This is a genomic window from Mesorhizobium sp. WSM3859 (assembly GCF_002295065.1).
Classification (GTDB): Bacteria; Pseudomonadota; Alphaproteobacteria; order Rhizobiales; family Rhizobiaceae; genus Mesorhizobium.
The window spans coordinates 222,608-235,672 of sequence record NZ_NSGG01000003.1; the positions used below are offsets into that span (position 1 = coordinate 222,608).

General features: G+C 62.8%; 16 protein-coding genes and 1 other RNA gene. 11 read left to right on the forward strand and 6 right to left on the reverse strand.

The annotated features are described in order from the left end of the window. Positions 1-67 precede the first annotated feature (67 nt). The 4 genes from pyc to CK230_RS07935 all read left to right on the forward strand — a co-directional run bounded on the left by pyc (position 68) and on the right by CK230_RS07935 (position 4,709). Positions 68-3,526, forward strand: coding sequence for a pyruvate carboxylase (gene pyc / locus CK230_RS07920; protein ID WP_095816641.1), 3,459 nt, complete (start codon positions 68-70; stop codon positions 3,524-3,526). Positions 3,527-3,678: 152 nt separating this feature from the next. Further along, positions 3,679-3,939 (forward strand): DUF2312 domain-containing protein, encoded by a 261-nt coding sequence (locus tag CK230_RS07925; protein WP_040991643.1) that lies wholly within the window; start codon positions 3,679-3,681, stop codon positions 3,937-3,939. A 22-nt stretch (positions 3,940-3,961) separates the two neighbouring features. Then, positions 3,962-4,402 carry a hypothetical protein gene (locus CK230_RS07930; RefSeq protein ID WP_095816642.1) on the forward strand — a complete coding sequence of 147 codons (441 nt, stop codon included), beginning with the start codon at positions 3,962-3,964 and terminating at the stop codon, positions 4,400-4,402. Between the two features lie 10 nt (positions 4,403-4,412). Beyond that, positions 4,413-4,709 (forward strand): hypothetical protein, encoded by a 297-nt coding sequence (locus CK230_RS07935; protein ID WP_095816643.1) that lies wholly within the window; start codon positions 4,413-4,415, stop codon positions 4,707-4,709. A gap of 77 nt (positions 4,710-4,786) precedes the next feature. Here CK230_RS07935 and msrB read toward each other — a convergent pair whose 3' ends face one another. The 4 genes from msrB to CK230_RS07955 all read right to left on the reverse strand — a co-directional run bounded on the left by msrB (position 4,787) and on the right by CK230_RS07955 (position 7,982). Then, positions 4,787-5,191, reverse strand: a complete 405-nt coding sequence (msrB, locus tag CK230_RS07940; protein ID WP_095816644.1) for a peptide-methionine (R)-S-oxide reductase MsrB — start codon at positions 5,189-5,191, stop codon at positions 4,787-4,789. A gap of 216 nt (positions 5,192-5,407) precedes the next feature. Further along, complete coding sequence (locus CK230_RS07945) at positions 5,408-6,598, reverse strand: VWA domain-containing protein (RefSeq protein ID WP_095816645.1); 1,191 nt, start codon at positions 6,596-6,598, stop codon at positions 5,408-5,410. A gap of 7 nt (positions 6,599-6,605) precedes the next feature. Beyond that, the gene (locus CK230_RS07950) at positions 6,606-7,052 is read right to left on the reverse strand and encodes a GNAT family N-acetyltransferase (protein ID WP_095816646.1); all 447 of its coding nucleotides are present in this window, start codon (positions 7,050-7,052) and stop codon (positions 6,606-6,608) included. A 90-nt stretch (positions 7,053-7,142) separates the two neighbouring features. Continuing rightward, positions 7,143-7,982 carry a MoxR family ATPase gene (locus CK230_RS07955; protein WP_095816647.1) on the reverse strand — a complete coding sequence of 280 codons (840 nt, stop codon included), beginning with the start codon at positions 7,980-7,982 and terminating at the stop codon, positions 7,143-7,145. 164 nt (positions 7,983-8,146) lie between these two features. Here CK230_RS07955 and ssrS point away from each other — a divergent pair. From ssrS to CK230_RS07990, 7 genes are all read left to right on the forward strand, one after another. Next, positions 8,147-8,302: non-coding RNA, 6S RNA (gene ssrS, locus CK230_RS07960), on the forward strand. Positions 8,303-8,444: 142 nt separating this feature from the next. After that, entirely contained in the window at positions 8,445-9,029 is a 585-nt protein-coding gene (locus CK230_RS07965; RefSeq protein ID WP_095816648.1) for a 5-formyltetrahydrofolate cyclo-ligase, read from the forward strand. 81 nt (positions 9,030-9,110) lie between these two features. Continuing rightward, positions 9,111-9,551: a DUF3592 domain-containing protein gene (locus CK230_RS07970; RefSeq protein WP_141246007.1), complete on the forward strand. Its 441-nt coding sequence runs from the start codon at positions 9,111-9,113 to the stop codon at positions 9,549-9,551. Positions 9,552-9,597: 46 nt separating this feature from the next. Further along, entirely contained in the window at positions 9,598-9,879 is a 282-nt protein-coding gene (locus tag CK230_RS07975) for a BrnT family toxin (RefSeq protein ID WP_095816650.1), read from the forward strand. After that, a complete protein-coding gene (locus tag CK230_RS07980) occupies positions 9,842-10,198 on the forward strand; it encodes a helix-turn-helix domain-containing protein (RefSeq protein WP_245429854.1) in 357 nt (118 codons plus the stop codon). The genes CK230_RS07975 and CK230_RS07980 overlap by 38 nt, the downstream gene beginning before the upstream one ends. Then, a complete protein-coding gene (locus tag CK230_RS07985) occupies positions 10,195-11,019 on the forward strand; it encodes a YmdB family metallophosphoesterase (RefSeq protein ID WP_095816651.1) in 825 nt (274 codons plus the stop codon). The genes CK230_RS07980 and CK230_RS07985 overlap by 4 nt, the downstream gene beginning before the upstream one ends. A 70-nt stretch (positions 11,020-11,089) precedes the next feature. Next, positions 11,090-11,854, forward strand: coding sequence for a TerC family protein (locus CK230_RS07990; RefSeq protein ID WP_095816652.1), 765 nt, complete (start codon positions 11,090-11,092; stop codon positions 11,852-11,854). 238 nt (positions 11,855-12,092) lie between these two features. Here CK230_RS07990 and CK230_RS07995 read toward each other — a convergent pair whose 3' ends face one another. Beyond that, positions 12,093-12,554, reverse strand: coding sequence for an SRPBCC family protein (locus CK230_RS07995; RefSeq protein WP_095816653.1), 462 nt, complete (start codon positions 12,552-12,554; stop codon positions 12,093-12,095). Between the two features lie 95 nt (positions 12,555-12,649). Then, on the reverse strand, positions 12,650-13,042 hold the full coding sequence (locus CK230_RS08000; protein ID WP_095816654.1) for a VOC family protein: 393 nt from the start codon (positions 13,040-13,042) through the stop codon (positions 12,650-12,652). Positions 13,043-13,065 lie beyond the last annotated feature (23 nt).

The following is a 13,065-nucleotide window of genomic DNA, read 5'->3' on the forward strand; positions in this document are numbered from 1 at the left end:
TGCGCTGCAGCATTTTCACGTTAATCATTGCGCATTCACCTCCTTTACGCATGCTGGAGCCCAGTCCTTGGCAATCACGAAGATCCTCGTCGCCAACCGGTCCGAAATCGCCATTCGCGTGTTCCGCGCGGCCAATGAGCTCGGTCTCAAAACCGTGGCGATCTGGGCGGAAGAGGACAAATATTCGTTGCACCGCTTCAAGGCCGATGAAAGCTACCAGGTTGGGCGCGGGCCGCATCTCGCCAAGGACATGGGCCCGATCGAGAGCTACCTGTCGATCGAGGAGGTGATCCGGGTCGCCAGGCTGTCGGGCGCCGACGCCATCCATCCCGGTTACGGCCTGCTGTCGGAAAGCCCGGAATTCGCCGAAGCCTGCGCCGAAGCCGGCATCACCTTCATCGGGCCGAAGCCGGAAACGATGCGCCGGCTGGGCAACAAGGTCGCCGCGCGCAATCTCGCGATCGAGGTCGGCGTGCCGGTCGTGCCGGCAACCGATCCGCTGCCCGACGACATGGACGAGGTCAAGAAACTCGCCGCGCGGATCGGCTATCCGGTGATGCTCAAGGCCTCATGGGGCGGCGGTGGCCGCGGCATGCGCGCAATCCGTGCCGAGGCAGATCTGGCGCGCGAGGTGATGGAAGGCAAGCGCGAGGCCAAGGCCGCCTTCGGCAAGGACGAGGTCTATCTCGAAAAGCTGATCGAACGCGCCCGCCATGTCGAGGTGCAGGTGCTGGGCGACACCCATGGCAATGCGGTGCACCTGTTCGAGCGCGACTGCTCGATCCAGCGCCGCAACCAGAAGGTCGTGGAGCGCGCGCCAGCGCCCTATCTCAGCGAAGAGCTGCGTCAGGAGCTGTGCGGCTATGCGCTCAAGATCGCGCGCGAGACCAGCTATATCGGCGCCGGCACGGTCGAGTTCCTGCAGGATGCCGACACCGGCAAGTTCTACTTCATCGAGGTCAATCCGCGCATCCAGGTCGAGCACACCGTCACAGAGCAGGTGACCGGCATCGATATCGTCAAGGCGCAGATCCATATCCTCGACGGCTTCGCCATCGGCACCAAGCAATCGGGCGTGCCGGCGCAGAAGGACATCAGGCTCAACGGCCACGCGCTGCAGTGCCGTATCACCACCGAGGATCCGGAGCACAATTTCATCCCGGACTACGGCCGTATCACCGCCTATCGCGAGGCGGCCGGCTTCGGCATCCGGCTCGACGGCGGCACCGCTTATTCGGGCGCGGTCATCACCCGGTTCTACGATCCGCTGCTCGAGAAGGTGACGGCCTGGGCGCCGACGCCGGGCGAAGCGATCTCGCGCATGAACCGGGCCTTGCGCGAGTTCCGCATCCGGGGTGTGGCCACCAACCTCACCTTCCTCGAAGCGATCATCAACCACCCGCGCTTCGCCGACAATTCCTATACGACCAAGTTCATCGACACGACGCCGGAACTGTTCGAGCAGGTGAAGCGGCAGGATCGTGCCACCAAGCTGCTCACCTATCTGGCCGATGTCAGCGTCAACGGCCACCCCGAGACTCGCGGCCGGCCGGTGCCGAAGGCGAATGCGGCCGCACCTGTCGTGCCCTATCTCAACGGCCATATCCCGGACGGCAGCAAGCAGAGGCTCGATGCGCTCGGCCCGGAGAAATTCGCGGCCTGGATGCGCGAGCAGCGCCAGGTGCTGGTCACCGACACGACGATGCGCGACGGCCACCAGTCGCTGCTCGCCACGCGCATGCGCACCTATGACATCGTCGGCATCGCCGGCACCTATGCGCGGGCCCTGCCGCAACTCTTGTCGCTGGAATGCTGGGGTGGCGCGACGTTCGACGTCGCGATGCGCTTCCTCACCGAGGATCCGTGGGAGCGGCTGAGCAAGGTGCGCGAGGCGGCGCCCAATCTTCTCTTGCAGATGCTTTTGCGCGGTGCCAACGGCGTCGGTTACACCAACTATCCCGACAATGTCGTCCAGCATTTCGTCAAGCAGGCGGCAAGCGGCGGCGTCGACCTGTTCCGCGTCTTCGACTGCCTGAACTGGGTCGAGAACATGCGCGTCGCCATGGACGCGGTCGGCGCCGAGGGCAAGCTAGTCGAAGCGGCGATATGCTACACCGGCGACATCCTCGATCCGGTGCGCGCCAAATACGACCTCAAATATTATGTCGGGCTGGCCAAGGAGCTGGAAGCGGCCGGCGCCCACATCATCGCCGTCAAGGACATGGCCGGGCTGCTGAAGCCCGCCGCGGCGCGCGTGCTGTTCAAGGCGCTGCGCGAAGCGACCGACCTGCCGATCCATTTCCACACGCACGACACGTCGGGCCTCTCGGCGGCGACGGTGCTTGCGGCGGTGGAGAGCGGCGCCGACGCCATCGATGCGGCGATGGATTCCTTCTCCGGCAACACCTCGCAGCCCTGCCTCGGCTCGATCGTCGAGGCGCTGAAGGGCACCGAGCGCGACCCGGGCCTCGATCCGCAATGGATCCGCCACATCTCCTTCTACTGGGAGGCGGTACGCAACCAGTACGCGGCCTTCGAGAGCGATCTCAAGGGGCCGGCCTCGGAAGTCTATCTGCACGAGATGCCGGGCGGCCAGTTCACCAACCTCAAGGAGCAGGCCCGCTCGCTCGGGCTGGAGACGCGCTGGCATGAGGTCGCGCAGGCCTATCACGACGTCAACCTGATGTTCGGCGACATCGTCAAGGTGACGCCGTCGTCCAAGGTGGTCGGCGACATGGCGCTGATGATGGTCAGCCAGGACCTCACCGTCGCCGATGTCGAGAACCCGGCCAAGGACATCGCCTTCCCGGATTCGGTCGTGTCCATGCTGCGCGGCGATCTCGGCCAGTCGCCCGGCGGCTGGCCGGCGGCACTGCAGAAGAAGGCGCTGAAGGGGGGCAAGCCGATCACGGTCAGGCCCGGCTCGCTGTTGAAACCCGCCGACCTCAAGGCCAGCCGCAAGGACATCGAGACGAAACTCGAGCGCAAGCTCTCGGAGTACGAGTTCGCGTCGTGGCTGATGTACCCGAAGGTGTTCACCGATTTCGCCGCCGCGCAGGAGACCTACGGGCCGGTAAGCGTGCTGCCGACGCCGACCTATTTCTACGGCATGAAGTCGGAAGACGAGATCTTCCTCGACATCGAGAAGGGCAAGACCCTGGTGGTGCGTTGCCAGGCGTTCGGCGATGTCGACGACAAGGGCATGGTCACGGTCTTCTTCGAGCTCAACGGCCAGCCGCGCCGCATCAAGGTGCCGGACCGGGCGCATGGCGCTTCCGCCGCCAAGGCGCGCCGCAAGGCCGAGCCCGGCAATGAGGGGCATGTCGGCGCGCCGATGCCGGGCGTCGTGTCGGCGCTTGCCGTGGCGCCTGGACAGGCGGTCAAGTCAGGCGACGTGCTCTTGTCGATCGAGGCGATGAAGATGGAAACCGCGCTTCATGCCGAACGCGACGGCGAGATCGCCGAGGTGCTGGTCAAGGCCGGCGACCAGATCGATGCGAAGGATTTGCTCATAGCCTTTAAGTGACGGTCGGATCGTCATGCCTGGCGGGCGGCTGACAGCAGCCGTCCACAGCCGCTCGACAAGTGTCTTGACCCGCCGCGCCCGCTCGGGCAGGGAACCCGCTCCAATTCGCCGTGGCGGGAATCGCCTCGGCTCCAGAAGACGCGGAGAGAAAAATGGCCGACGAAATCACCGAGACCAGCCAGACTGTAGCCGCCGGCCAGCTGCGCACCATCATCGAGCGCATCGAGCGACTCGAGGAAGAGAAGAAGACGATCTCCGACGACATCAAGGACGTCTATGCCGAGGCCAAGGGCACCGGCTTCGACACCAAGGCGATCCGCACCATCGTGCGGCTGCGCAAGAAGGACCAGGCGGAGCGCCAGGAGGAGGAGTCCATCCTCGATCTCTACAAGGCCGCTCTCGGCATGGTGTAAGCCTCATGGCCGGGAGCCGGTCATGACCGAATTCGACTTCGGCGGCCGCCGTGCCTCGGAGTTCCGCCATCGCGGCTTCTGGGCGCTGTTCGCTGAACGGCATCCGGAGGAAAGGCCAAGGATGGCGCGACGCGGGCCTTGGTTTTGGCAGCGCGGGTTGCCGGATTTCGCCCTGGTGCTTTCGATGTATGTCGCGCCGGCGCAGAACCATGTCGGCGTCTTCTTCGGCCGCAATGAGAAGTTCGGCGCAACGGAGTCATGGTCGCGGCTGAAACCGTTCCAGCCGGCGATCGAAGCCAGGCTGAAGCTCAAGCCCGAGCAGAGCGCGCAAGCTCTTGGCATCAATTCACTTTGGCATGTGAACTGCTACGCCGAGGACAACTGGCCGGCCATGACCGACTGGCTGGTGAGGGAATGCTCACGCTTCGAAGAAGCCGTGACCGAAGTCCTGGGGCGGAGATAGGTCGCCGGCGATGACGGGCTTTTTCCGTACGCGCTGGAGGGGTGAAGCGCCGCTCGACCGGCTGTTCTGGCGCGACATGCTGCTGGTCGGGACGATCTTGAGCGTCGCTTCTTCGGCACTGGCGCTGATCCTGCTTGGATTGAAGCTGCCGCTCTGGCTGGTGCTTGCGGTGCATTTCCTGCCTGTTCCCTACAACATCTTCCTGACGATCGCCGTCTGGCGAACGGCGGAGAAGAGCGGCGGGTTGAAGGCGCAGCTGATGATGCTGGGCTCGGCGCTTTGGTTGATTGCAACAGCGGTCGCCTGAGCCGCGTCACACTTTTGCTGCTCCATATGAAAAGGGCGGCCGAAGCCGCCCTTTGCGAAGTCACGATCCGGGACAGGTCAGGCCGACGGCTCGAAGCGCAACGCCACGCCGTTGATGCAATAGCGCAGGCCGGTCGGCGGCGGGCCATCCTCGAAGACATGGCCGAGATGGCTGCCGCAGCGCGAGCAATGGCACTCGGTGCGGACCATGCCGTAGCTGCGGTCGACGGTGTTCTCGATCGAGCCCGGAACGGGATCGTTGAAGCTCGGCCAGCCGGTGCCGCTCTCGAACTTCAGCTTGGATTCGAACAGCGGCTGGTCGCAGCCGACGCAATGGAAGGTGCCGGCGCGCTTCTCGTAGAGCAGCGCGCAACTGCCGGGGCGCTCGGTGCCGTGATTGCGCATGACGGCATACTGCTCCGGCGTCAGCCGGGCGCGCCACTCGGCATCGGTGCGGGTGACGGGATAGACGTGGGTGTCCATGAAATCTCCTCGGCCTTGGCGGCTCGTTGTTGCTTGCGATGGGTATTCGTCGGAACATAGGCGTTTGTTACAGATATATTCAGGTGAGGCCGGTCTGCAAATGCCGGCATCCTGCGCTTCCGGTGCTCACGTACTTTAAGTACGCTCCGCTCCGGTTCTCGGATGCCACCATTTTCGACTCGGCCTGACCTGAATTTCAACGTTGCACCCACCAGATCAGTGCTTGCGCGACAGCTGCCTCGTCGCCGCCTCAAGACCGGCCAATGTCAGTGGGAACATGCGGCCGCCGAAGATCTCGCTGATCATGGCGATAGAGTGGGTGTAGCGCCAGTTCTTCTCGGCTTCCGGGTTCAGCCAGATCGCGTTCGGCCATTGCTGCAAGAGCCGCGCCAGCCACACGCTGCCGGCCTCCGGGTTCCAGTGCTCGACCGAGCCGCCCGGATGCGCGATCTCGTAAGGGCTCATCGAGGCGTCGCCAACGACGATCACCTTATAGTCAGGTCCGTATTTGTGGATGAGGTCGAAGGTCGGGATCGTCGCGGCCAGGCGCCGGCGATTGTCCTTCCACACGCGCTCGTAGAGGCAGTTGTGGAAGTAGAAATATTCGAGCTGGCGGAACTCGGCGCGCGCGGCCGAGAACAGCTCCTCGACGCCGCGGATATGGTCATCCATCGAGCCGCCGACATCGAAGAACATCAGGAGCTTCACGGCGTTGCGCCGCTCGGGCCGCGTTTTGACGTCGAGATAGCCATGCTCGGCGGTGGCGTGGATGGTACCGGGCAGGTCGAACTCCTCCTCGGCGCCCTCGCGCACCCAGCGGCGTAGCCGCTTCAGCGCGACCTTGATGTTGCGGGTGCCGAGCTCGACGGTGTCGTCGAAATTCCTGAATTCGCGCTTGTCCCAAACCTTCACGGCGCGGCGGTGGTGGCTCTCGTGCTGGCCGATGCGCACGCCTTCGGGGTTGTAACCATAGGCGCCGAAGGGCGAGGTGCCGCCGGTGCCGATCCATTTCGAGCCCCCCTGGTGGCGGCCCTTTTGTTCCTCGAGCCGCTGCTTCAAGGTCTCCATCAGTTTGTCGAAACCGCCCAAAGCCTCGACAAGCTTCTTTTCTTCCTCGGTCAGGTGCTTTTCGGCCAGCCGGCGCAGCCATTCCTCCGGGATGTTGGCGACATCGACGGCATCGGGTCCGCCGAGCGCCTCGACGCCCTTGAAGACATGCGCAAACACCTGGTCGAAACGGTCGATATGGCGCTCGTCCTTCACCAGGGCCGAGCGCGCGAGGTAGTAGAAAGCCTCGACGTCATAGTCGACGAGCCCAGCTTCCAGCCCTTCCAGCAGCGACAGATATTCCCGGAGCGATACGGGAACCCGCGCGGCCTTCAGTTCCAGGAAGAAGGGGATGAACATCAGTCCCTTATAGCAAATCGTACTCGATGAAGCCCGTCCGCCTTGCCACATGGTCGTAGAGCCGGCGCGCCGTGGCGTTGGTCTCGTGCGTCATCCAGTAGACGTTCTTGACGCCGATCTTGCCGGCTTCGTCCTGCACCGCTTTGATCAGCGCCGCGCCCACGCCTTTGCCGCGCACGTCCGGGTCGGCGAACAGGTCCTGCAAATAGCAGTTGTTGACCAGCGACCAGCAGGAACGGTGATAGAGGTAATGGGTTAGGCCGACAGCCTTGCCGTCCAGTGTGGCGATAAATCCCTTCGGCTCGAACTCGCCCTCCGTGAACAGCCGCTTCCAGGTGATGGCGTAGACCTCTTCCGGGAGCTTCGTCTCGTAGAAGGTCAGATAGTCGGTCCAAAGCCGGCGCCATTCGGCGTGATCGGACTGCGCGAGCGGGCGGATGGTGATCTCGGACATTTCTCTCCTCCAACATTTGCACCCGAAGCTGCGGCAGCGGTCGCTTGCCGGCCACGGTCCACAGACGGGAAAAGCGCTATTGCTGCCGGCTTAACCCTGCCGCCTGGCCATGAAGGCCAAGCGCTCGAACAGATGCACGTCCTGCTCGTTCTTAAGCAACGCGCCATGCAACTTGGGCAGCATGTTCTTCGGGTCGGCGCGCAAATCTTCGGGCGTGATATCGTCGGCGACCAGCAGGCGGATCCAGTCTAGGGCCTCGGAGGTCGACGGCTTCTTCTTCAGCCCCGGCACGTCGCGGATTTCGTAGAACTGGGTGAGGGCCGCCCTCACCAGGTTCTGCTTGATGCCGGGGTAATGCACCTCGACGATGCGGTGCAGCGTGTCGATGTCGGGGAAGCGGATATAGTGGAAGAAGCAGCGGCGCAGGAAAGCGTCCGGCAGTTCCTTCTCATTGTTCGAGGTAATGATCACGATCGGCCTAAACTCGGCGCGGATCGTCTCGCCCGTCTCGTAGACGAAGAACTCCATCCGATCGAGTTCCTGCAGGAGGTCGTTCGGGAATTCGATGTCGGCCTTGTCGATCTCGTCGATCAAGAGCACGACCTTCTTTCGCGCCGCGAAGGCATCCCACAGCTTGCCGCGCTTGATGTAGTTGGCGATGTCGTTGAAGCGCTCGTCGCCGAGCTGGCTGTCGCGCAGCCGCGACACGGCGTCATATTCGTAAAGGCCCTGTTGCGCCTTCGTGGTCGATTTGACGTTCCATTCGATGAAATCGAGTCCGAGCGCCGAGGCCACCTGGCGGGCGAGCTCGGTCTTGCCGGTGCCGGGCTCGCCCTTGACCAGCAAGGGCCGCTCCAGGGCGATCGCGGCGTTGACCGCGACCATCAGATTCTTGTCGGCGACATAAGCCGCTGTGCCTTCGAAACGCATTTCTTCTCCTGGCTATGTTGCGGCGACCGTAAGGAGCCATGCGCATGGGTGCAAGCTTCGAAGCCAAAGTGGTCCGCCTTGGCGATAGCCGACCAAGCAAATAACGCTCAAACGCCCATCCGTTTCTCTAGCGCTCGGCCACCCACCGGCCTATATTCGCTGCTGGCGGTCTGCGCTTCCCGGCAGGAGAAACTTATCCCCGGGGCCTTATCGATCCTTAGGGAGCTGTCCCTGAGAAGACCCGTGGGTTTTCTCACACGGCGCCCACCTACTTTGTAGGCACCCGGGATCGACCTTTCCACCGGTTGTGTGGATCGTCACTTTACCCGAAAAGGCCATATTTGGCGGATTTTGTCGTCGCGCCGCTTTGTGCGGTGCTCACGAACAAAAAAGTTCGCTCCGCTCCTCCAAAACGTCGCTCCTAAAACTCCATCCAAATCTGACCTTTTCTAGCGTCGACGCATGTCACCTTCCAAAGACCTCAAAAAACAGCTTCGCAAGGAAGCGCTAGCGCGCCGCGATGCGCTCGACGAATTCTGGCGCGTGGAGATCGCGCTTGAGATGGCCGAGACCGCGAAGGAAAAAATCGACTTCGAGCCCGGCAGGATCGTCTCCGGTTTCTGGCCGATGCGCTCGGAGGTCGATGTGCGGCCGTTGATGTTCGCGCTGCGCGAGAAGGGCGCCAGGCTCTGCCTGCCGGCGATCCTCGATAAGACCACGATCGTCTTCCGCGAGCTGGTGCGCGGCGCGCCGATGGTCGAAATGGGCTTCGGCACGATCGGCCCGCATGAAGAGGCGGAAGTGCTCGATCCGACGCTCATGCTGGTGCCGCTCGCCGCCTTCGACGCCCGCGGCCACCGCATCGGCTACGGCGCCGGCTACTACGACCGGGCGATCGCCAGGCTGGCCGAAAAGGGCATCACGCCGAGGCTGATCGGCATCGCCTTCGACTGCCAGGAAGTCGAGCGGGTGCCGGAAGAGAACCATGACGTCGTCATGCCGGAAATACTGACCGAAAGCGGGCTGAGGCGCTTCGATATCGCTTAAAATATCGCGATCTGCTTAACGCGTTTCAAAGAACCGTCGGGTGATATTCGTGTAATATAGTCCGAGCCGACGGGGGTCGTGGTGTTTATCTTCGCACGTTACTTTCTGATGCCTTTCGCCCTGATCGCCGCAGTGCTCTTTGCGATGGGAGCACACATCATCGGCACAAGCTTGCATCACCAAGCCGCCTGGCAACACACCGTCGCCACCGTGACGGATGTCAGCCCCTACAGCGAAACGCGGGCGAACGGTCTCACCACGGACGGCATCAATGTCGCCGTCAGCTATGTCGCCAACGACGCGCCGATGACATGGTCCGGCAAGGACAAGGACATCGGGCTCTACAAGGCGGCCAAAGGCGACAGGGTAGAGTTCTACTACGACCCCGCCGATCCCTCGAACCTCGACACCGCCGCGATGAAAGGCTGGCGCGGCGGGCTGCTGCTGCTTGCCGCCACGGGCGGGTTCAGCGCTTTCTATGTCTGGTTCTTCTGGCTGCGAGGACGCCGTGCCACGGCTTGACGTTCGTGCCCAACTGGCGAATACTACTGAATTCCAGTAGGCAACAATGCTTGAGTTCGAGTGGGATGACGAGAAAGCCGCGAGCAATCTTACCAAGCATGGTGTGGCGTTTGCGGATGCCAAACGGCTGTTCGACGACATCCATGCACTGCATTATTCGGATCGCTCGATGGACTACGAAGAGGAGCGCTTCATCGGCATCGGTATCGTCAATGGATTGGTGCTGACAGTGGTTTACACCGAGCGCGGCGACCGAATAAGACTGATCTCCGCCAGAAAGGCGACGCGCCATGAGCAGAAAGCATATGACCAAGCACGCCAAGACTGAATCCGGCACCGATTGGAGCCGTCTGCGCGCCATGAGCGACGCTGAGGCGGAGGTTGGCGCCTTGGCGGACAAGGACAATCCTCCGCTCGACACGGATCGGCCGGGAGTAACATCTGTCGCGCGCGTCAAGGTGATCCGTCGGGCTTTGCATCTTACCCAGGAGGAATTTTCCGTCCGCTATCGCATTCCGCTCGGCACGCTTAGAGACTGGGAGCAGGGCAGGACCGAGCCGGACCAGGCGGCGCAGGCCTATTTACAGGTTATCGCCAAGGAGCCGGAAACGGTGTCGCGGGCGCTCGGTACGCGTAGCGCCGCATGAGACTTCTCTTCCTTGGCGACATGGTTGGCAAAACAGGGCGCACGGCGGTTTGGGAACAGCTGCCGGGGCTGATTTCCGACTTCAAGCTCGACTTCGTCATCGTCAATGGCGAGAACGCCGCCGGCGGCTTCGGCATCACCGAGGAGATCTTTCGCGAGACGCTCGCGGCGGGCGCTGATGTCGTTACCACAGGCAACCATGTCTGGGACCAGCGCGACGCGCTGATCTTCGCGCCGCGCGAGGAGCGATTCCTGCGGCCTTCCAATTTTCCCAAAGGCACGCCGGGGCGCGGCTCGGGCGTCTACATCGCCCGCAACGGCGCGCGCGTGCTGGTCGCCAACATCATGGGCCGCGTCTTCATGCACCCGGAGCTCGACGACCCGTTCCAGGCCGGCGAGCGTGAGCTCGCCGCCTGTCCGCTCGGCGAGCAGGCCGATGCGGCGATCGTCGATTTCCATGCCGAGGCGACGTCGGAGAAAATGTGCTTCGCGCATTTCGTCGACGGCCGCGCCAGCCTCGTGGTCGGAACGCATACGCACCAGCCGACAGCCGACCATCAGATCCTCAATGGCGGTACCGCCTATATTTCGGATGCCGGCATGTGCGGCGACTACGATTCCTCGCTCGGCATGGACAAGGAAGAGCCGCTCAATCGGTTTCTTTCCAAGGTGCCGAAAGGCCGCTTCGAGGCGGCGACTGGACCGGCGACGCTCTGCGGGGTTGGTGTCGATATTTCCGATCGCACCGGACTTGCCGAAAAAATCGCGCCGTTTCGTCGCGGGCCGCGGCTGGAAGAAACGGCGCCGTCTTTCTGGTCCTGACATTGATATAGGCGAGGTCAGTGCCTAACTGGCGACGAAACTGCTCTAGATCGTAGAGGGGACGACCTCCATGCAGCTTGTCGAATTCCTGGCGCCGCGCTTTGCCTTTGTTTCCGATCCGACCGCATGGATCGCGCTTTTGACACTGGTGGTGCTCGAGATCGTGCTCGGCATCGACAATCTGATCTTCATCTCGATCCTCACCAACAAGCTGCCGGAATCGCAGCGCGCCCGGGCCCGCCGGCTGGGCATCTCGGCGGCGCTGGTCATGCGCCTTGTCCTGCTCGCCACCATCTCGATCATCGTGCAGCTGACGACGCCGGTGTTCACGGCGTTGGGGCACGGCTTTTCCTGGCGCGACCTGATCCTGATCGCCGGCGGCCTGTTCCTGGTGTGGAAGGCGACCAAGGAAATCCATCACACGGTCGACCCCCAGGATCATCAGGACACGATGGTGGGTACGCTGCAGATGAGCCTTGCCGGCGCCATCTTCCAGATCCTGCTGCTCGACCTCGTCTTCTCGATCGATTCCATCATCACCGCTGTCGGCATGACCGACGAGATCGCCATCATGTATATCGCGGTAATCGTGGCGGTGAGCGTGATGATGCTGGCGGCGACGCCGCTCGCCAATTTCATCGCCAGGAACCCCTCCATCGTCATGCTGGCGCTGGGCTTTCTTCTGATGATCGGCATGACGCTGATCGCCGACGGTATGGGTTACCATGTGCCCAAGGGCTACATCTACGCGGCGATGGGCTTTTCGGCGCTGGTCGAGGGCCTCAACATGCTGGCACGGAATCGCAAGAAGCAGGGAGCGAGCGACGGGCACTGAGACTGGCATACCCTTCGTCATTCCAGGGCGGAGCGACGCGAAGCGGAGCGCAGACCCTGGAATCCATGCCGTTACCCACGCCGAAGAATGCAGCGGAGCAGAATTGAGCAACGGCTGGGGACATCTGTCGGGATTTAGGTGTCTCATCCTGAGATGCGGCGGAACGTCAGCGTCACGGCATGGATGCTAGGGTCTGCGCGCGTCGCTTCGCTCCTTGCTCCGCCCTAGCATGACGAATTCATTTTAGGCCCTTCGGGTGACGGTCGCCGACCAGGCCGAGCGTCAGGCCTTGTTCCAGCCACGCCTTGGCGCCGGCCAGCACCAGCGAGAAGCCGCCGGTCGAATCGACGGCCTGCTTGACCTGCTCGTCGCCTGGGCCGACGAAGCCGAAGTTGCGGACTTCGAGAAAGGTCGTACCGCCAGACATATCAGTGAAGGTCCAGACGACGGTGGTCGGCGGGTCGTTCCAGCGCATGACGATCCTTTCGCGGGGGACGATCTCGCTGACCTCGACCCTGGTCGAGACGCCATACATTCGCCACTCCCACTCGACCGGCTTGCCCTCGTCCAGCCGGCCGCTGGAATGCGTGAACCAGAATTTCGTGGTGACCGCCGGATCGACGATCGCCTCGAAGACTTCGGCCACCGGCCGGCGGATCAGCATGGCGGTTTCGGCAGTTGGAGCTTGCTTGAGTTCCACGGTTCTCCTCCTTAGTTGCCAGCTTGCCTTGAGGCATTTGTGGTTCGCAATTCCAGGGGAAAACGCTGCGCGCCCTCCCCTGGAATTGCCCTGTTTCAAGGCAGATTGATTTGCCAGGAGACGCCGAAGCGGTCGTTGAGCCAGGCGAAGCGGCGGCTGAAGCCGTAGTTGCCGGTCGGCATCAGGAAGCCGCCGTCCTTGGAGAGAACGCCAACGATCCGCTCCAGTTCCTGCTCGGACGAGCAGTCGACGAAGAAGGAGAAGGACGGCGTGAAGGTGAAGGCGTGGTGCACTGGGCTGTTGTAGATCCTGACCTCGACGCCTCCGATCAAAGCGCGCGCCAGCTTGAGCGTTCCGTCCGCCCCGTCCTCGCCCGAGCCGTAGCGCGTGACGTCGAGGACCTGGCTATCGGGAATGGTCCCGCAATAGAGGGTCATGGCCTCTTCGGCCGTTCCCTCGAACATCAGGAATGGTGTTGCTTTCGTCATCGGGCGGCCTCCTTCTGCCGGGT

Bases quoted from the DNA above. Each gene is read 5' to 3' on its own strand.
- CK230_RS07930 (WP_095816642.1), top strand. From the start codon at position 3,962: ATGACCGAATTCGACTTCGGCGGCCGCCGTGCCTCGGAGTTCCGCCAT.
- CK230_RS07945 (WP_095816645.1), bottom strand. From the start codon at position 6,598: ATGTTCATCCCCTTCTTCCTGGAACTGAAGGCCGCGCGGGTTCCCGTA.
- CK230_RS08000 (WP_095816654.1), bottom strand. From the start codon at position 13,042: ATGACGAAAGCAACACCATTCCTGATGTTCGAGGGAACGGCCGAAGAG.
- CK230_RS07965 (WP_095816648.1), top strand. From the start codon at position 8,445: ATGTCACCTTCCAAAGACCTCAAAAAACAGCTTCGCAAGGAAGCGCTA.
- CK230_RS07955 (WP_095816647.1), bottom strand. From the start codon at position 7,982: ATGCGTTTCGAAGGCACAGCGGCTTATGTCGCCGACAAGAATCTGATG.
- CK230_RS07985 (WP_095816651.1), top strand. From the start codon at position 10,195: ATGAGACTTCTCTTCCTTGGCGACATGGTTGGCAAAACAGGGCGCACG.
- msrB (WP_095816644.1), bottom strand. From the start codon at position 5,191: ATGGACACCCACGTCTATCCCGTCACCCGCACCGATGCCGAGTGGCGC.
- CK230_RS07990 (WP_095816652.1), top strand. From the start codon at position 11,090: ATGCAGCTTGTCGAATTCCTGGCGCCGCGCTTTGCCTTTGTTTCCGAT.
- CK230_RS07925 (WP_040991643.1), top strand. From the start codon at position 3,679: ATGGCCGACGAAATCACCGAGACCAGCCAGACTGTAGCCGCCGGCCAG.
- CK230_RS07980 (WP_245429854.1), top strand. From the start codon at position 9,842: ATGAGCAGAAAGCATATGACCAAGCACGCCAAGACTGAATCCGGCACC.
- CK230_RS07975 (WP_095816650.1), top strand. From the start codon at position 9,598: ATGCTTGAGTTCGAGTGGGATGACGAGAAAGCCGCGAGCAATCTTACC.
- CK230_RS07950 (WP_095816646.1), bottom strand. From the start codon at position 7,052: ATGTCCGAGATCACCATCCGCCCGCTCGCGCAGTCCGATCACGCCGAA.
- CK230_RS07935 (WP_095816643.1), top strand. From the start codon at position 4,413: ATGACGGGCTTTTTCCGTACGCGCTGGAGGGGTGAAGCGCCGCTCGAC.